This window comes from Rugamonas rubra (genome assembly GCF_900114705.1).
Lineage (GTDB): Bacteria > Pseudomonadota > Gammaproteobacteria > Burkholderiales > Burkholderiaceae_D > Rugamonas > Rugamonas rubra.
This window is the reverse complement of record NZ_FOTW01000012.1, coordinates 101,610-120,105: the sequence shown is the minus strand read 5'-3', so window position 1 is coordinate 120,105 and position 18,496 is coordinate 101,610. Positions and strand designations below refer to the sequence as shown.

Sequence of the window (18,496 nt, the reverse complement as noted above, 5' to 3'; positions counted from 1 at the left end):
GATTAGTGTGTTTCCTTGTTAGCTTGTTGCGATCCAATCAAATGCTGCACGACCCGTTCCATCTTCATGAAACGGGAGCCCTTGATCAATACGGTTGCGCTCGACGTCACGGTCGCGTCCAGCGCGGCCAAAAGTGCGTCGATATGTTCAAAATGACGAATCGATGCGCCGTGCATGTGGCGCGCCAATTCACCGATGGTCAGCACCTGTTCGATGCCCTTGCTCTGCGCGTAAGCGCCGATCTCTTGGTGGAACTCCTTGCCCTGGTCGCCCACCTCGCCCATGTCGCCCAACACCAGCACACGCGGCGCGGCGGCCTTGGCCAGCACGTCGATGGCGGCGCGCACCGAATCCGGATTGGCGTTGTAGCTGTCGTCGATCAGCACGGCGCCGTTGGCGGCGGACTTCTTTTGCAGCCGGCCGCTGACCGGCGCGAAGCTGTCCAGGCCCAGCTTGATCGCCTCGAGCGGAATGCCGGCGGCGAAGGTGCAGGCCACGGCGGCCAGCGCGTTGCGCACATTGTGTTCGCCGGCCGCCTGCAGGGCGACGAAGAACTGCGCCGCCTCGGCGCCGTCCTGGCGGATGGTGATGAACATCTGGTTGCCGAACTCGCCGGCGCGGAAGGTGCAGCTGACGTCGGCCTGCTTCGACAGGCCGAACGTCAACACGCGGCGCGCGCCGGCCAGGCCCTGCCACAGCGGCGTGAACTCGTCGCCGTGCGGGAAGACGGCGACGCCGTCGGCCGGCAGCGCGGCCAGCACGGCGCCGTTCTCCAGCGCCACCGCCTCGACGGTGTGCATGAATTCCTGGTGCTCGCGCTGGGCGTTGTTGACCATGCCGATGGTCGGCGCGGCGATGGCGGCCAGGCGGCCGATCTCGCCGGGGTGGTTCATGCCCAGTTCGACCACGGCGGCGCGCTGCGCCGCGTCCAGGCGGAACAGGGTCAGCGGCACGCCGATTTCGTTGTTCAGGTTGCCACGGGTGGCCAGGCGGCCGTCTTCGCCATAGGCGGCGGCCAGCACGCCGGCGATCATTTCCTTGACGGTGGTCTTGCCGTTGCTGCCGGTGACGCCGATCAGCGGCAGGTCGAACCGGCGGCGCCAATGGTTGGCGATCTGGCCCAGCGCGACCAGGGTGTCGGGCACGACGATGGCCGGCAGGGTCCAGCCGGCGGGGAGCTCCTCCACCACCACGGCGGCGACGCCGCGCTCGGCCACCTGGGCCAGGAAGGCGTGGGCGTCGAACACCTCGCCGCGCAGGGCGACGAACAAGGCGCCGGCCGCGACGCTGCGGCTGTCGGTCGAGACACCCGTGAACGTGATACTGGTGATACTGCCGGCGGCGCAGTTTTCCAGCCGCGCGCCGGCGATACTAGGCAGAACCTGTGCCAATACAGCTTGCATCAGTTCGTCCTCATCATGGTCAGTCGGGCCGACAGCGCCAGCTGGGCGTGGTCGGCGTCGGAGAATGGCAGCTTCTTGCCCTTGATTTCCTGGTAGGGCTCGTGGCCCTTGCCGGCCAGCAGGATCACGTCCGGCTTGGCGGCGTGCTTGATGGCCGACAGGATGGCGCCGGCGCGGTCTTCCACCGTCTGCAGCGTCGACTTCGGATGGTTGCGCTCCATGCCGGCGACGATCTGCGCGATGATCGCGTGCGGGTCTTCGCTGCGCGGATTGTCGCTGGTGACCAGCACGTGGTCGGCGCTTTGGGCGATGGCGCCCATCTGCGGCCGCTTGCCCGGATCGCGGTCGCCGCCGCAGCCGAACACGCACCACAGCTGGCCGCCGCGGTCGCTGGCCACCTGGCGCAGCGCGTGCAGGGTTTTCTCCAGCGCGTCCGGCGTGTGGGCGTAGTCGATCACCACCATCGGCGCGTCCTGGCCGCCGACCTGCTGCATGCGGCCGGGGGCCGGCCGCAGCGCCTCGATGGCCTCGATGGCGGCGCGCAGGCCCAGGCCCTTGGCCAGCAGGGCGCCGAGCACGCCGAGGGCGTTGCTGATGTTGAAGTGGCCGACCAAACGGGTCTTGACCAGCGCCGCGCCGAGCGGGCAGTCGAGATGGAATTCGGTGCCGGCGCTGCGGCTGCTGCGGAACTGGCTGGCGCGCAGCATCAGCACGCCGTCCAGGTCGGGCTGGGCGGCGGCGTCGCGCAGGGTGTAGCCGATGACGGGAATGGCGCCGGCCAGCTTGCCGCGCACCTGTTCGACCAGGCGCAGGCCGACCGGGTCGTCCAGGTTCAGCACCGCCGTTTTCAGGCCCGGCCAGTCGAACAGGCGGGTCTTGGCGGCCTGGTAGGCGGCCATGTCGCCGTGGTAGTCCAGATGGTCGCGGGTCAGGTTGGTGAACAGCGCGACGTCGAAGTGCATGCCGGCGACGCGGCCCTGCTGCAGGCCGATCGACGACACTTCGATCGCCAGCGAGGCGGCGCCGGCGGCGCGGCAGTCGGCCAGGGTGCGGGCCAGCAGCACGGCGTCCGGCGTGGTGTAGCCGGTGACGTCGTAGTCGACCTCGCCGCGCGGCTTGAACAGGCCGACGCCCAGCGTGCCGATGACGGCGGCCGGCTGGCCGGCGCGCGACAGCGCCTGGCCGAGCCAGACGGCCGACGAGGTCTTGCCGTTGGTGCCGGTGACGCCGACGCTGAACATGGCGGCGTCCGGCGCGTCGTAATAGGCGTGGGCGATGGCGCCGGCGCGCGCCTTGAGCTGCTCGACGGCGAGCCGCGGCACGCCGCAGGCGGCGTTCCAGGCGAAGCCGGCCGGGTCGTAGACCACCAGGGCGGCGCCCTGCCCGACGGCCTGCTCGATGAAGCTGCGGCCGTCGCCGGCGTCGCCGGGATAGGCGAAGAACACGTCGCCGGGCTTGATGCGGCGCGAGTCGGAGGCCAGTTGCGCCTGTGGCGCCAGCGCGCGGATCTGCGCGGCGACGGCGCCCGGCTCGAAGTTGCTTGTTGTCATGCGGGTGCTCACATGTTCTCCTGTTCGGAGTTCTCAGGAATGATGATATGGGTCACCGTGGAATCGGGCGTGATGTTCTTGGCGCGCAGCGCGTTGGCGACCAGCGCGGCGAAGGTCGGCGCGGCGACGTCGCCGCCGACGTGGGCCGGGCCGCCCGGCTCGTCGATCATCACGGCGACGACGAAGCGCGGGTTGGACATCGGCGCCATGCCGACGAAGTTGCCGATGTATTTGGTCTGCGAGTAGCGGCCGTTGAGGAATTTTTGCGCGGTGCCGGTCTTGCCGCCGGTGCGGTAGCCGGCCACCTGCGCCTTGGGCGCGGAGCCGCCCGGCTGGGTCACCAGTTCGAGCATGTCGCGCATCTCGCGCGCGGTCTTGGCGCTGACCACCTTGGTGCCGGCCGGCGCCTCGTTGACCTTTTGGAAGGACAGCGGAATGATGTCGCCGTCGCGGGCGAAGATCAGGTAGGAGCGCGCCAACTGCAGCAGCGACACCGAGATGCCCTGGCCGAAGCTCATGTTGGCCTGCTCGATCGGCCGCCAGGACTTGTACGGGCGGACGCGGCCGGCGACGGCGCCGGGGAAGCCGAACTTGGGCTGCTGGCCGAAGCCGACCTTGGTGAACATCTCCCACATCTCCTGCGGCGGCATCTGCAGCGCGATCTTCGAGGTGCCGATGTTGGACGACTTCTGGATGATGGTGGTGACGTCGGTCAGGTAGTGCGGGTGGGTGTCGTGCACCACGCGGTCGCCGATGACGAAGGAACCGTTGCCGGTGTCGAACAGGGTGGTCGGCTTGATGCGGTTGGTGTCGAGCGACAGCGCGACGGTGAACGGCTTGAGCGACGAGCCGGGCTCGAAGGTGTCGGTCATGACGCGGTTGCGCAGCTGGTCGCCGGTCAGCACCGAGCGGTCGTTGGGGTTGTAGGCGGGCCAGTTGGCCAGCGCCAGCACCTCGCCGGTGTGCACGTCGAGCACCACGGCGGCGCCGGCCTTGGCCTTGAACTTCTCCACCGCCTCTTTCACCTGGGTGAAGGCGATGTATTGGATTTTGCTGTCGAGCGAGAGGGTCAGGTCCTTGCCGTCGTGCGGCTCGCGCACCGAGCCGATGTCCTCGACGATGTGGCCGAGGCGGTCCTTGATGACGCGGCGGCTGCCGGGCAGGCCGACCAGGGTCTTCTGCTGGGCCAGCTCCATGCTCTCCTGGCCGACGTCCTCGACGTTGGTGAAGCCGACCATGTGGGTGGTCACCTCGCCCTGCGGGTAGAAGCGCTTGTATTCCTTGCGGGTCTGGATGCCCTCGATGCCCAGCTTGGTGATCTGCTCGGCGACGTCCTGCTCGACCTGGCGCTTGAGGTAGACGAAGCCGCGGTCGGAGTCGAGTTTTTTCTGCAGCTCGGCGTCGCTCATGCCGAGCAGCCTGGCCAGCGCCTTCAATTTGGCGACCGGGGCGTCCTGCACGTCGTCGGGGATGGCCCAGATGGCCTTGACCGGGATCGACGAGGCCAGCACCTGGCCCTCGCGGTCGGTGATCTTGCCGCGCGTGGCCGGCAGGTCGAGCGTGCGGGCGTAGCGGATCTCGCCCTGCTTCTGCAGGAACTGGGTCGACAGGCCCTGCAGCCAGACGGCGCGGCCGGCCAGACCGGCGAAGGCGGCGAACAAGACGAACAGCACGACGCGCGAGCGCCACACCGGCAGGCGCACGGCCAGCACCGGGTTCTTCGAGAAGGGCACGCCTTTCGACGCCGCCACGCGCGAGCCGCTGGCGTTGCTGTTGCGTTTCATTTGTCGCCTTCCGGTGACAGGTACTGGGTGCGCGCCGCCGTCAGCGCCGTCATGTTCAGGTCGCGCCGGGCGATCTGCTCGATACGCGCGTGCTTGCCCAGCGTCGACTGGTCGAGCTGCAGCTGGGCCCACTCGATGTCGAGCTGGCGCGCCTGCGACTGGGTGCGCTCGAGTTCGATGAACAGGTGGCGCGCCTGGTACTGGGCGTTGACGAGCGACAGCCCGCAGCCGACCAACAAGGCCGTCAGTACCAGGTTGATCTTACCGCTCACTGCGCGCCCTCGGGGTTGGACAAGGGCAGGGGCAAGCGGCGGGCGACGCGCATCACCGCCGAGCGCGAGCGCGGATTGGCGTCGACCTCGGCGTCGGACGGTTTGAACTTGGCCAGCAGCTTGAGCTCCGGCTGCGGCAGGTCGACCGCGCGGATCGGCAGGCGCCGGTCCGGCTGCGGCACGTTGGCCTTGGAGGCGAAGAAGCGCTTGACCATGCGGTCTTCCAGCGAGTGGAAGCTGATGACGGCGAAAATGCCACCCGGCGCCAGGCAGGCGTAGGCCTGGCTCAGACCGATCTCGAGATCTTCAAGCTCTTTATTGATGAAAATCCGGATAGCTTGAAAAGTACGGGTGGCCGGGTCCTTGCCCTTCTCCCGAGTCTTGACCGCGCCTGCCACGATAGCGGCAAGCTGTCGTGTGCTTGAAATTGGTTCGACTGCCCGGCGAGCAACAATCGCCTTTGCAATCTGAAAAGCAAACCGTTCTTCCCCATATTCCTTGATCACCTTTTCCAGTGTCTGTTCGGTTTCGGTGGCGAGCCACTCGGCCGCCGAGATGCCGCGCGTGGTGTCCATGCGCATGTCCAGCGGGCCGTCGTTGCGGAAGCTGAAGCCGCGCGCGGCGTCGTCCACCTGCGGCGAGGAGATGCCCAGGTCGAGCAGGATGCCGTCGACCTGTTCGACGCCGCGCTCGCTCAGCGATGCGCGCATGGTGGCGAAGCTGTCGTGCACGATCTGGAAGCGCGGGTCGGCGATCTGCTCGGCCGTGGCGATGGCCTGCAGGTCTTTGTCGAAGGCGACCAGGCGCGCCTTGGCGCCCAGTTTGGACAGGATCAGGCGGCTGTGGCCGCCCCGGCCGAAGGTGCCGTCGACGTACACGCCGTCGGCGCGCGCGCCCGTCAGGTCGAGGGCGTCGACCGCCTCGTCCAGCAGCACCGTACGATGCTGAAATTCCGGCACCGGTATTGTTGTCATCACGGAGCCTTAGAAGGAGAAATTATTGAGTACATCGGGGGTGCCGGCGGCGATCGCCTGCTGCTCTTTTTCGGCCAGTTTGGCCGCGTCCCAGATCTCGAAATGGGTGCCCATGCCGATCATCATGACCTCGCGCGCCAGGCCGACGGCGTTGCGCAGCTCGGGCGAGATCAGCACGCGGCCGGCCGAGTCGAGTTCGACGTCGCAGGCGTTGCCGAGGAAGATGCGCTGCCAGGCGCGGGCCGACATCGGCCAGGTGGCGATTTGTTCGCGGTGGTTTTCCCACACCGGGCGGGGGAAGAACAGCAGGCAACCGTCCGGGTGCTTGGTCAGGGTCAGGCGGCCCTCGCATTGGATGGCGAGCGCGTCACGGTGCTTGGCGGGGATAGACATCCTGCCTTTGGCATCGAGACTGATTGCGGACGCGCCTTGAAACACGGGATTACCTTTAGACCTCAGAAATGGACGGAGTTGCGGACGGAGTTGCGCGACGCTGGAACCTGGGGGAATTTCCCACAAAAACACACTTTTTCACACAGTTGCCCACTTTAGAGGATGCCAAGATAGTGGTCAAGCGCTTTCCGCCCGGCAAAACAGCGATTTTATTAATGAAATGAAGGACTTAGCGAACTTCCTTGAAGAATGGTCGCAGAAAAATATATCGATAAATTAGATACTTATAGAACATAGTGAATGTGCTACCTCACTTGTGCACATGTGTTTCCTGCCGTATCAGGCGGGAAATTTCATCGTAAAAATAATGAAATAAAAACATATAGTTGCCAGAAACCAACAGTGCATGGACGGAAAGAGCAACGATGTTGACGCGGCGCAAGCTCGGCCGGCGGGAAGGGAGGGAGGCGTGGTTTTTGGAGAGAATTGTCGCTATGTCGCGCTTAGCGCGCTGTTGCACGGCGCGCCGGACGGGCAAAAAAACGCCCGGGACGATGCGGTCCGCCACGCATACTTGCCAGAAAAAACATCTTAACAGGACGACAGTTGTATATACAAATTTCAGCAAAAAAACGCCCTCGCCTGCCGCACATTATACCGAATGGACGGCCGGCGATGCTCGAAAAACGGGCAAAAACACGGCGAAAATGGGCCGGCGGCGGCGACCATCCGCCGCGCCGGCCGCTACCGCGCGGACTCAGTCGTAGCTGGCGCGCACGCTCACGCCGCTGAACGGCTGCTTGGCTTGCAGCGTGATGTAGTACCAGCGGCCGATGGCCGGCGCGGCGATCGCCACGCTTTCCGCGTTGCCGGCGTGGACCGAGGACAGGTCGTAGGACGTCGCGCTGGGGTAGCGCTCCAACGCGACGTACATGTCGACGTCGCCGCTGCCGCCGACGGTGGTCAATTTAACGTTTCTTGCGCCGGCCGGCAGCATGATGTAGGCGTAGGCCTGGGTCGACGAGGCGAGGTTTTTGACCGCGCAGTTCTTGCCCAGGTAGGGCGAGGCCGGGCAGGTCGGCCACTCGCGGTCGCCCGGTTGCGGCAGCGGCGGTTCGCCGGCGGTGCTGGCCGTCGCCGCCCAACTGGCGAATTCGCTGTCGTAACGGCTGCCGATCTGGTTCATATAGCCCTGGTAGCCGTCGTAGTCGCCCAGGCGGAACTTGCCGAGCACGGCGTCGACGTCGGCGCGGTGGCGCTCGACCATGAAGCGGGTCGCCATGTAGCCCCAGCGGTAGGCGCGGTTGCTGTAGTCGCTCATCTGGTAGTTGTTGCCGAAGATTTCGCTCAGGCGGTAGGTGCCGCTGCGCGCCATGTCGATCGCCGCCTGGTTGTTATTCTTCAGCGACAGGTATTCGGCGATGCCCTCGATCCACCAGACGGTCGGCTTGGCGGTCGACAGGCCGAAGTCGCCGTACATGTCGAAGCGGCCGTCGAGGTAGTGGACGTACTCGTGCTCCAGGTTCCACACTTGGAAGGCCGGCCGCAGCCAGGAGGCCTCGTGGGCGATGAAGCGGGCCTGGTTGCCGGCGGCGGACGGCTCGCCCTCCAGGTACATGCCACCGTTGTCGGTGAGGATGTCGTAGATCACCGAGGCGTATTTGCTGTAGTTGCTGTAGTCGTCGAACACCACCAGCTCGAGCGAGGCGTTGCCGTCGTCGGCGACGGGCGTGTTCTTGGTCAGCAGCATGCTGTGGGCGTAGCCCTCCTCCGTCTGCAGGCGCTGGCAGGAGTCCTGCAGCTGCGCCTCGCTCATCTCCTGGGCGCGGATGCGCAGGGTCGGGCTGCAGGTTTTGCTGAACTTGAGCACGGCGTTGGCCAGCGCCGTCTCGAAGCCGCAGGTGCCGTATTGGGCACAGTTGTCGTTGTCGTAGTATTTGACGGCCATGGCGCCGGTCAGCCACAGGTCGCGGTCGGCGCCGTTGAGCGAGGTGCTGGCCAGCAGGTCGACCACCATCGGCTTGATGCCGGCCTTGAGCGCCGGGTAGCGCATGAAGCGGAAGGCCTCGTTGCTGGCGTCGGTCAGCTGGTAGGCGGCGTTGCTGTTCAACAGGGCGGCCTTGTTGGCGCGGACGAACTGGTTCAGCGCGGTGGCGTAGGACAGGTCGTTTTCCAGCGCCGGCTGGGCGGCGGGCCGGCCGCTGGCGTAGAAGAACACCGTCAACAGCTCGGTGAAGCCGTAGGCGGCGGTGGGCTGCTTGAGCGGCTCGACGGCGTTGGGCGCGTCGGGCCGGTTGGTGTAGCGCTGCACCACGCCGCGCAGGGTGGGCAGGTAGTAGGCCTCGTCCTGCATATTGGTGATCAGCTTGAGCGTCTCGTTGGCGGTGGTGACGGCGAGCGGGTTCTCGCGGAACAGCGCCGCGCCCTCGGCCAGTTGCTTGATCGGGCCGCGCAGCGTGGTGGTGAGGGCCGACGGCGGCATCGGGCCGAGCTCGCTGTAGGCCAGGTAGTAGCCGGCGCGCAGGTATAGCACCAGGTTGACCAGCGCCATGCTGCTGGCGTTGTAGGCGGCACCCTCCTGCGCCAGCCGGCTGGCGACGGCGTTGTAGTTGGCGGCCGAGTAGACCACGGCGGCCTGTTCGGCGCTCAACGAGAACAGCGGATAGGTGCATTCGAAGTCGGGCAGGCCGACCAGGTAGTCGGCCAGGGCGGCGCCGCTGTGGCCGGCCAGCACGGCCATGTCCTTGCAGGCCGGCGTGGCCGACAGCGGCTGGACGCTGTTGCGTTGCTGGCGCGGCAGCAGGTCGTAGCGCGGTTTGTTGGTGGGCGACAGGCGGTAGCGACTTTGCTCCTCGGACGGCGGCAGGTTCTGCCGCTGGTGCGGCATCGGCGCCTGCTTCAGGCGGCCGTTGTGGTCATCGGCCGGCGCGGCGGCGGTGGGCGCGGCGGAGCGCCCTCCGCCGGCGTGGGCCGGGGCGGCGGCGGTGGCGGCGAGGGCGGCGCCGATCAGGCTGGCCAGCAGCAGTTTGGGCAGGCGTGCGGGGGTGCTTGGCAATGACATATCTTCCACTCCTTCAATTGGTGAGGTCGGGTGATGACTCTTGTGTGGGTGCGCTGGCGGAGTGCCGCTGCCGCGCCGGTCGCGCGCCGGGCGGACGGAAATGGCTTCCGGGCAAGGAAATACTATCCTGATAAGCTTGCCCAAAAAACCGGCACGGCCGGGGCGGCGGGCGGTTCGCTACATTTAGGCAGGCGCGCTGGCGGGATCGGCACAGTCGGCGGGGTGGAAATGCGACAGCCGGCAAGCCGGGCCGTCGGGTGGCCCGAGCACGCCATGCGGGTGCGGGTGCGGGTGCGGGTGCGGGTGCGGGTGCGGGTGCGGCGGTTCAGCCGCGTTCGCCGTGGTGGCGCAGGCGGTACTGCACCGGCGTCATGCCGGTGAGCGCCTTGAACTGGCGGCTGAAGGCGCTGTGGTCGGTGTAGCCGCAGACGGCGGCGATGTCGGCGATGCCGCGCGCCGGGTCGGCCTCGATCAGCGCCAGCGCGCCGTCCAGGCGCGACTGCAGCAGCAGTTGGCGCGGGCTGTAGTGGAACACGCGCTGGAACAACCGCTCGACGCGCGCCAGCGGCAGGCCGGCCTCCTGCGCCAGCTGGTTCAGGCACAGCGGGCGGTGGTAGTTGTCACGGATCTGCTGGGCGATGCTGGCGATTTTGCCGTAGACCGGGTGGCGCTCGTCGGCCAGGCCGAGGTCGTGCGAGGTGCCGACCAGGCCGACGATGGCGCCGTGCTCGTCGCGCAGCGGGGTCTTGTGGGTCAGGCACCAGCCGTTGCGCCGGTTCGGGTAGAGGTGCAGTTCGAGGTGCTTCATGATGGTGCTGCCGGCCTCGATCACCTGGCGGTCCTGCGCCAGATAGGCTTGCGCCAATTGGCGCGGATGCACCTCGAGCACGGTGCGGCCGAGCAGCTCCTGTTTGCTGCGCAGGCCGCAACGGCGCACCAGCGTGTGGTTGACGGTGAGGTAGCGCCCGCCCCTATCCTTGACGAAGAAGGCGACGTCGCTGAGGGCGTCGAACAGGGTCTCGATGGCGGCCAGCTCGACTTGGTGGAACTGCGCCAACAAGGGCGAAACGGCGCCGCGATGCGGCAATGCCAATGCGGTTTGCTGTGCAACGTCCACTTCGCCCTCCTTCACGGTTGGCAAGGTCGCGCGCCACCGCCGCGTGGATCACACCTTGCCACATGCATAAGATGGCAAATATTACCTCACTTTACAGGCTGCACAGCAATTGTTAAATTTTTTACATTTGCCGACGGAGATTGATGGCCCTGTTGTCAACGGACGACGGCACGAACACCAGGCTAGCCAGAGCGGGCCCCACCTTTGAAGAACTTTCCGCCTCAAAAACGGGTCTTACTGTAGACCCGAGGTTTCCACGCACGGGCGATGCGGACACTCTTGTCGGCAACGTTCCTTTCGCTTTTAGACCGTCTTCCACCTCCGTGCTTTCGGAGGCCTCATTCGGTGGATGAAACATGCAGGCTCAGATGATCCGCCGGGGTGACCAGATCCTCGTCCTCACCCTGATCTATTACACCGCCGCCCGGTTCGGCCTGCTGCTGGCCCTCGCGCCCGGATATGCCGCACCCATCTGGCCCGCGGCGGGAATTGCGCTGGTTGCCGTCCTCATCTTCGGCAATGGGGTGGCACCCGGCATCTGGCTGGGCTCGTTTCTGGCCAATGTCGCCGTCTCATTCGATGCCAGCAGCACCGCCATGCTGGTGAAATCGCTGCTCTTGCCAGCCGGGCTGGGCGCCGGCGCCACCCTCCAGGCCGTCGCCGGCGCGATCCTGATTCGCCGCTTCGTGGGCTTCCCGACGCCGCTGGCGCGGGCACAGGATGTGATCAAATTTCTCGGCCTGGGCGGACCGGCCAGCTGCGTGATCAGTGCCAGCGCGGGCGTGACCATGCTGCTACTTGCCGGCGTGTTGCCGGCACATAGTTACGCCTTCAGCTGGTGGATCTGGTGGATCGGCGACACCGTTGGCGTGCTGGTCGCCACGCCGCTGGGGCTGGCGTGGCTCGGGCAGCCGCGCGCTGTCTGGCGGCGCCGGCGCAAAACGGTGGCGCTGCCTATCTGCCTGGCGTTGGCGGTGATCCTCGGTGTTTTTACCGGTGGCAAGGAACCGATTTTCGCCGCCCCGCATGCTTTGCTTGCCTGGTCCGTGCTGGCCGGCGGCATGGCGTTCACGGGCCTGCTCGGCGCCTTCCTGCTGGTGACCAGCGGCCATGCCACCTTGTTCGAGCAATTGGTGGCCCAACGCACGGCGGATCTGGAGCGCACGCACCAGGCCGAGCAGGCCGCGCTCCAGTTGGCAGCCATCGTCACCTCTTCCGACGACGCCATCATCAGCAAGACGCTCGACGGCACCATCGCCAGCTGGAACGCCGGCGCCGAGCGCATGTACGGCTACAGTGCCGGCGAGATGCTCGGCCGGCCTATTTCGATCCTGGCCCCGCCCGAGTTGGCCGACGCGACCCCGGCCATTCTGCAGCGCCTGCAACGCGGCGAGCGGGTCGAACACCTGGAAGCGGTGCAGCTGCGCAAGGATGGTCGGCGCATCGACGTGTCGCTCACCGTCTCCCCGATCCGCGACGCGGCGGGCGTGATGACCGGCGCTTCGGCGATCGCGCGCGACATCAGCGAGCGCAAGCGCGCCGAGCAAGCCTTGCGTGAACGGGAGGCGCGCATCCGGCGCCTGGTGGACGCCAATATCATCGGCATCTATATCGGCGATTCGAGCGGCCGCATCAGCGAAGCCAACGACGCCTTCCTGAAAATCTCCGGCTACTCAAGGGCCGAGGTGTTGGCGCAAGGATTCCGCTGGACCGACATGACGCCGCGACAATACGCGGCGAAGGACAGGCATGCCCTTGAAGAGCTCAGGAAGACCGGGCGTTGCACGCCTTATGAGAAGGACTACATCCGCAAGGACGGCAGCCGCATTCCGGTGCTGTTGGCCAGCGCCTTGTTCGAAGGATCGTCCGACGAGGGGGTCTGCTTCGTGCTCGACCTGACCGAGCGCAAGCAGGCCGAAGAGCGCATCCGCCATATGGCCGACCATGACGCCTTGACCGGACTGCCCAACCGCGCCCTGTTGCAGGACCGCATGCGTCAGGCGATCGCCTTCGCACATCGCTACCGGCGCCAGGTGGCGATTTTGTTCATCGACCTCGATTATTTCAAGAACATCAACGACTCGCTCGGCCACCACATCGGCGATCAAGTGTTGAAAATGGCGGCGGTGCGCTTGCAGCAATGCCTGCGCGAAGGCGACAGCGTGGCCCGGCTGGGCGGCGACGAATTCGTCCTGATCCTGCCGTTGCCGGGCGACAGCAGCGATGCCGCCTGGGTGGCGCGCAAGGCGCTCGCCACCCTGGCGCAGCCTTTCAGCGTCGACGAGCACCAGTTGCATCTGAGCGGCAGCATCGGCATCAGCGTCTTTCCCGACGACGGCCTGGATGTCGACTCCCTGATGCGCACCGCCGATACCGCGATGTACCACGCCAAGGAAATGGGGCGCGGCAACTTCCAATTCTTCACGGCCGCGCTCAACCTGGTGGCGCAGCGCCGTCTTGACGTCGGCAAACGCTTGCGCCAGGCCTTGGCGCAGGATGAATTCATCCTGCACTACCAGCCGCAGGTGGACATGGAAAGCGGCATCACGTTTTCCGCCGAGGCGCTGCTGCGCTGGCAGCCGCCGGGAAAACCGCCGATTTCCTGCGGCGACTTCATCGCCAACGCGGAAGAGTCCGGCCTGATCGTGCCGATCGGCGAATGGGCCTTGCGCCAGGCTTGCCGGCAACTGAAAATCTGGCACGACGCGGGCCACCCGGAGTTGAAAATGGCCGTCAACCTGTCGCCCCGGCAACTCGAACAAGCCGACTTCTGCGCCCTGGTCGGGCAAATCCTCGACGAGACGGGGATACACGCCAACGCCCTCGAACTGGAGATTACCGAAAGCATCCTTTTGCGGCGCAGCGAATACAATCTTGCCACGCTGACCCGGCTGAGCGAGATGGGCATCCAGCTGTCGGTGGACGACTTCGGCACCGGCTATTCCAGCCTGGCCTACCTGCAGCGCTTTCCGGTGCATGCGCTCAAGATCGACCAGTCGTTCGTGCGCGACATCGGCAAGGACCCGAACGACACGGCGCTGGTCACGGCCATCATCGCCATGGCCGCCAGCCTGCAACTGGGGGTGATCGCCGAAGGCGTGGAAACGCTGCAACAGGTCCAGTTCCTGATGGCGCACGGCTGCCACGACGCCCAGGGCTTTTACTACAGCAAGGCGGTGCCGGCGGAGGCGTTCATGGACTTGTACGGCGCCATTCGAAGCTATTTCCCGGCGCACTAGCCGAACGCCGCCGTCCAGCACCGCCACCCCGGCTCAAGCCGGCTGCGCCCAGTCGCGCGAGCGCGCCACGGCGCGCGCCCATTGCGCCATCAGCTCGGCGCGGCGCTCGGCCGCCATGTGCGGCTCGAAGCGGCGCTCGCACTGCCACTGCGCGGCGATCTCCTCGACCGAGTCCCAGAAGCCGACCGCCAGGCCGGCCAGGTAGGCGGCGCCCAGCGCCGTCGTCTCGGTGACCTTGGGGCGCAGCACCGGCACGCCGAGCACGTCGGCCTGGAACTGCAGCAGCAGGTCGTTGCCGGCGGCGCCGCCGTCGGCGCGCACCTCGCTCAGCTCGACGGCGTGCAGCGGCGTGTTGGCGTCCTTCTGCATGGCGATCATCAGCTCGGCGCTCTGGAAGGCGATCGCCTCGAGCGCGGCGCGGGCGATGTGGGCGCGGTTGCTGCCCCGGCTCAGGCCGACCAGGGTGCCGCGCGCGTGCGGGTCCCAGTGCGGCGCGCCCAGGCCGGCGAAGGCCGGCACCAGGAACACGCCGCCGTTGTCGGGCACGCTGGCGGCCAGCGCCTCGACCTCGCTCGACTGCTTGATCAGGCCGAGGCCGTCGCGCAACCACTGCACGGTGGCGCCGCCCATGAAGACGCTGCCCTCGAGCAGGTAGTCGGTCTTGCCGTCGAGGCGCCAGCCGACCGTGCTGAGCAGGCGGTTGTGCGACACCGGGGCGTGGCGGCCGGCATGCATCAGCATGAAGCAGCCGGTGCCGTAGGTGTTCTTCACCATGCCGGGCCGGTGGCAGGCCTGGCCGAAGGTGGCGGCCTGCTGGTCGCCGGCGATGCCGGCCACCGCGATGGCGCCGCCGAACAGCGCCTCGCGCGTGTGGCCCACCTCCTCGCTCGACGAGACCACCTGCGGCAGCATGGCCGCGGGGATGTCGAACAGCTCGAGCAGGTCCTGGTCCCAGCGCATCAGGTGGATGTTGAACAGCATGGTGCGGGCGGCGTTGCTGACGTCGGTGACGTGGCTGCCGCACAGCTTGAAGACCAGCCAGCTGTCGACGGTGCCGAAGGCCAGCGCGCCGTGGCGGGCCCGCTCGCGCGCGCCGGGCACATGGTCGAGCAGCCAGGCCAGCTTGGCGGCGGAGAAGTAGGCGTCCAGTTCCAGCCCGGTGCAGTCGGCGATCAGCTTGGCCTTGCCGGCGCCGCGCAGTTGTTCGCACAGTTCGGCGCCACGGCGGTCCTGCCAGACGATGGCCGGGGCGATCGGCTCGCCGGTCTTGCGGTCCCACACCACGGTGGTCTCGCGCTGGTTGGCGATGCCGATGGCCAGCACCTGCTGGCTGTCGATATGGTTGTCGCGCAGCACCTTGCGGGCCACGCTGAGCTGGCTGTTCCAGATCTCGTTGGGGTCGTGTTCGACCCAGCCGGGCTGCGGATAGTGTTGGGGGAATTCCTGCGCCGCGCTGCCGCAGATCTGGCCGGCATGGTCGAACAGAATGGCGCGCGAGCTGGTGGTGCCCTGGTCGAGGGCGAGAATATACTTTTTCATCGGCGAATCCCCAGGCGACGCCACATGAAGATGTGCTGCGCTCCCGGCGGCGGCCGCGAAAAATCAAGAAATTAGTTGAAGCAAGCCGATAGGCCGGATTTTGTTACGGCACGGGCAAGCCCGCGCTATGACAGCCATTCCTCTAGGCGCCGGATTACTCCGGCGCTCAAGCTTCCTACCCGCACGCTCCGCGAGCAGCATCATCGCGTGCCTATTTGGAATTGCACCAGGTGGAGGTTACCGCGTTTCACCGTAACTTAATACGCTCGTCTCTGTGGCCCTATTCCTCGCCTTATACCTTGGGCTTGCGCTTGCGGCTTTCAGCGGACGGCCGTTAACCGTCACCCCGCTCTATGGAGTCCGGACCTTCCTCCCGCCGACGCATTACGCGCCAGCCAGCGGCTGTCTGGCTTGCTTCGAGGCGTATTGTACCGCACCGCGGCCATGGCCGACGCAAAAACCGCGCCCACCGCATGGAAGGCGGCGCCGGCGCTGTCAAATCTGTAATTTGGTGTCGCCATTTGAAAAGCCGGCGCCAGCGCCGCCACATAGAATGGCGCATGCTGGCGACGATCCCGCGCGCCTCCGATCCCTGAAGGTTAGACCATGACGCAACCATCCCGCACCGGCGGCCAGATCCTGGTCGACGCACTGAAAATCCACGGCGTCGACACCGCTTTCGGCGTCCCCGGCGAAAGCTACCTGGACGTGCTCGACGCCCTGCACGACTCAAGCATCCGCTTCATCATCAACCGGCAGGAGGGCGGCGCCGCCTTCATGGCCGAGGCCTACGGCAAAATGACCGGCAAGCCGGGCATCTGCTTCGTCACCCGTGGCCCGGGCGCCACCAACGCCTCGATCGGCGTGCACACCGCGCAGCAGGATTCGACGCCGATGATCTTGTTCATCGGCCAGGTCGGCAACGACTTCGTCGACCGCGAGGCCTTCCAGGAGATCGACTACCGCCGCATGTTCGGCCAGATGGCCAAGTGGGTGGCGCAGATCGACCGCGCCGAGCGCATTCCCGAATACCTGGCGCGCGCCTTCCAGATCGCCAGCAGCGGCCGGCCCGGTCCGGTGGTGCTGGCGCTGCCGGAGGACATGCTTACCGCGCTGGCCGAGGTGGCCGACACCGGCCGCTACACGCCGGTGCAGGCCTCGCCGGCCGCCGCCCAGATCGACCAGGTGCGCGCCATGCTGGCCGACGCCAAGCGGCCGCTGCTGCTGCTCGGCGGCGGCGGCTGGAACCCGCAGGCCTGCGCCGACCTGCAGGCCTTCGCCGAGGCCAACGCGCTGCCGGTGGCCTGCGCCTTCCGCTTCCAGGACCTGCTCGACAACGCCCACCCCAACTACGTCGGCGACGTCGGCATCGGCATCAACCCCAAGCTGGCGGCGCGCGTGCGCGAGGCCGACGTGGTGCTGGCCATCGGCCCGCGCCTGGGCGAGATGACCACCGGCGGCTACGCCCTGATCAGCGCGCCGCTGCCCAAGCAGCGCCTGGTGCACGTCCACGCCGACGCCGAGGAGCTGGGCAGCGTCTACCAGGCCGAGCTGATGATCAACAGCGGCATGCCGCAGGTCGCGGCGATGCTGGCGGCGATGGCGCCGGTCGACTCGTCGGCCTGGCGCGGCAGCGTGGCCGAGGCCAAGGCCGAGCTGCTGGCCTACCAGCAGTGTCCGCCGATCTTCCAGGACGGCAAGGCGCCGCTCGACCTGTGGCAGGTGGTGCAGCAGATCCGCGCCGCCGTGCCGGCCGACACCATCGTCACCAACGGCGCCGGCAACTACGCCACCTGGGCGCACCGCTTCTACCGCTACGGCGGCATGCGCACCCAGCTGGCGCCGACCAGCGGCGCCATGGGCTACGGCGTGCCGGCCGGGGTGGCCGCCAAGATCATCGCGCCCGGGCGCACCGTGATCACCTTCGCCGGCGACGGCGAGTACATGATGAACGGCCAGGAGCTGGCCACGGCGGTGCAATACAGGGCGGGCGTGGTCATCATCGTCTTCAACAACGGCATGTTCGGCACCATCCGCATGCACCAGGAGCTGCACTACCCGGGCCGCGTCTCCGGCACCGAGCTGCACAACCCGGACTTCGCCGCGCTGGCCGTCGCCTACGGCGCGCACGGCGAGGTGGTCAACACCACCGCCGAGTTCGGCCCGGCGCTCGAACGCGCGCTGGCGCACGCCAACGGCAAGCAGCTGCCGGCGCTGATCGAGCTGCGCTACGACGGCAACCTGATCACCCCGGGCGCGACGCTCGAGACCATCCGCGGCAACGCCGAGAAGGCGCGCGCGGCCAGGTAGGCCAGCCGCAACATCCTCCTGTCGAGGCGCCGGCGGCGCCGCCCCCCCCCCAAAGGACGCAGAAGCCGGGGTCTGACCCTGTACAGGGTCAGACCCCTTCGCCCGCGGGGTTATGCCGGCGTTACGCCCCCCCTCTGAACATCCCCTATTCCATCACCCCTGCGGCGTCGGCAGCGAGCCGGCGTCGAGCGGATGGGCCGGCGCCGGCGCGGCGGCCGGCTCGCCGCCGCCCTCGCCCTGCCCCTCGCCCTGCCCCTCGCCCTTGCCCGCCTTGCCGGGCGGGCAGCGGTGGCAGGGGCCGGCCTTGCGGCCGAAGTCCGCCACCCGCGCCAGGCGCATCGGCACCGACTGGTCGGCGCAGTAGCCGCCGTCGAGCACCAAGGCGCGGCCGTCGGCGCTGAGGCGGCCGTTGACGGTGCGCTCCTCGCCCTCGGGCAGCTGGACGGTGAAGTAGAACTGGCGGCCGCGCGGGTCGACGGTGACCTCGCCGGCCACCAGCGGCCAGCTCAGGCCGCCGGCGGTGTACTCGTAGACCACCGTGTCGACCTCGGCGTAGCGCTGCAAGGTGATGCGCTGGCCGCCGAACTCGCCGCTGTCGGCGCTGACGCACAGGTCGGAGAACACCACCACGCCGTGGCGCGGCAAGGCGGCGGCCGGCCGCCGAGCCGCCTTCGGCGCGGCGATCGCGGCGCAGGAGGCGAGCAGGATCAGGAAGGCCAGCGCGGCGCGGCCGGTGGGGCGGGATGCGGTCATCGGGAGGTGTCCATGGGCGAAAAGTCAGCCATTCTAGCGTGTTGCCAAAAGAAAATGGGGCCGACGACGCCGGCCCCACCTGTAAACAGAAGAGGGCCGCG

Annotated in this window: 13 protein-coding genes and 1 other RNA gene; 2 read left to right on the top strand and 12 right to left on the bottom strand. The window is 67.4% G+C overall.

Annotated features, from left to right (window positions below):
* Positions 1 to 2: 2 nt before the first annotated feature.
* The 9 genes from BM252_RS13820 to BM252_RS13785 form a co-directional block, all read right to left on the bottom strand.
* Complete coding sequence (locus tag BM252_RS13820) at positions 3 to 1,403, bottom strand: UDP-N-acetylmuramoyl-tripeptide--D-alanyl-D-alanine ligase (RefSeq protein WP_093388248.1); 1,401 nt, start codon at positions 1,401 to 1,403, stop codon at positions 3 to 5.
* The gene (locus tag BM252_RS13815) at positions 1,403 to 2,953 is read right to left on the bottom strand and encodes a UDP-N-acetylmuramoyl-L-alanyl-D-glutamate--2,6-diaminopimelate ligase (RefSeq protein ID WP_093388321.1); all 1,551 of its coding nucleotides are present in this window, start codon (positions 2,951 to 2,953) and stop codon (positions 1,403 to 1,405) included. The genes BM252_RS13820 and BM252_RS13815 overlap by 1 nt, the downstream gene beginning before the upstream one ends.
* Before the next feature lie 8 nt (positions 2,954 to 2,961).
* Entirely contained in the window at positions 2,962 to 4,737 is a 1,776-nt protein-coding gene (locus BM252_RS13810; protein WP_093388247.1) for a peptidoglycan D,D-transpeptidase FtsI family protein, read from the bottom strand.
* A complete protein-coding gene (gene ftsL, locus BM252_RS13805) occupies positions 4,734 to 5,009 on the bottom strand; it encodes a cell division protein FtsL (RefSeq protein ID WP_093388246.1) in 276 nt (91 codons plus the stop codon). The genes BM252_RS13810 and ftsL overlap by 4 nt, the downstream gene beginning before the upstream one ends.
* Positions 5,006 to 5,983 carry a 16S rRNA (cytosine(1402)-N(4))-methyltransferase RsmH gene (gene rsmH, locus BM252_RS13800; protein WP_093388245.1) on the bottom strand — a complete coding sequence of 326 codons (978 nt, stop codon included), beginning with the start codon at positions 5,981 to 5,983 and terminating at the stop codon, positions 5,006 to 5,008. Before rsmH ends, ftsL begins: the two co-directional genes overlap by 4 nt.
* A gap of 9 nt (positions 5,984 to 5,992) precedes the next feature.
* Positions 5,993 to 6,421: a division/cell wall cluster transcriptional repressor MraZ gene (mraZ, locus tag BM252_RS13795; protein ID WP_093388244.1), complete on the bottom strand. Its 429-nt coding sequence runs from the start codon at positions 6,419 to 6,421 to the stop codon at positions 5,993 to 5,995.
* A gap of 265 nt (positions 6,422 to 6,686) precedes the next feature.
* Complete coding sequence (locus BM252_RS30115) at positions 6,687 to 6,944, bottom strand: hypothetical protein (RefSeq protein WP_139236487.1); 258 nt, start codon at positions 6,942 to 6,944, stop codon at positions 6,687 to 6,689.
* Between the two features lie 189 nt (positions 6,945 to 7,133).
* Entirely contained in the window at positions 7,134 to 9,437 is a 2,304-nt protein-coding gene (locus tag BM252_RS13790; RefSeq protein WP_093388243.1) for a M9 family metallopeptidase, read from the bottom strand.
* A 325-nt stretch (positions 9,438 to 9,762) separates the two neighbouring features.
* Entirely contained in the window at positions 9,763 to 10,530 is a 768-nt protein-coding gene (locus BM252_RS13785) for a PAS domain-containing protein (RefSeq protein WP_409567901.1), read from the bottom strand.
* A gap of 380 nt (positions 10,531 to 10,910) precedes the next feature.
* Between BM252_RS13785 and BM252_RS13780 the strand changes: the two genes are divergently transcribed.
* Entirely contained in the window at positions 10,911 to 13,793 is a 2,883-nt protein-coding gene (locus BM252_RS13780; protein ID WP_093388242.1) for a bifunctional diguanylate cyclase/phosphodiesterase, read from the top strand.
* A 33-nt stretch (positions 13,794 to 13,826) separates the two neighbouring features.
* Here BM252_RS13780 and glpK read toward each other — a convergent pair whose 3' ends face one another.
* Together glpK and rnpB are read right to left on the bottom strand one after the other, a co-directional pair.
* A complete protein-coding gene (gene glpK / locus BM252_RS13775; RefSeq protein ID WP_093388241.1) occupies positions 13,827 to 15,332 on the bottom strand; it encodes a glycerol kinase GlpK in 1,506 nt (501 codons plus the stop codon).
* Positions 15,333 to 15,405: 73 nt separating this feature from the next.
* Positions 15,406 to 15,750: RNase P RNA component class A (gene rnpB, locus BM252_RS13770), an RNA gene on the bottom strand.
* A 188-nt stretch (positions 15,751 to 15,938) separates the two neighbouring features.
* Between rnpB and BM252_RS13765 the strand changes: the two genes are divergently transcribed.
* Positions 15,939 to 17,642: a thiamine pyrophosphate-binding protein gene (locus BM252_RS13765; RefSeq protein ID WP_093388240.1), complete on the top strand. Its 1,704-nt coding sequence runs from the start codon at positions 15,939 to 15,941 to the stop codon at positions 17,640 to 17,642.
* Positions 17,643 to 17,795: 153 nt separating this feature from the next.
* Here the strand turns inward: BM252_RS13765 and BM252_RS13760 are convergent, their stop codons facing one another.
* Positions 17,796 to 18,395: a hypothetical protein gene (locus tag BM252_RS13760; protein WP_245774243.1), complete on the bottom strand. Its 600-nt coding sequence runs from the start codon at positions 18,393 to 18,395 to the stop codon at positions 17,796 to 17,798.
* Positions 18,396 to 18,496 lie beyond the last annotated feature (101 nt).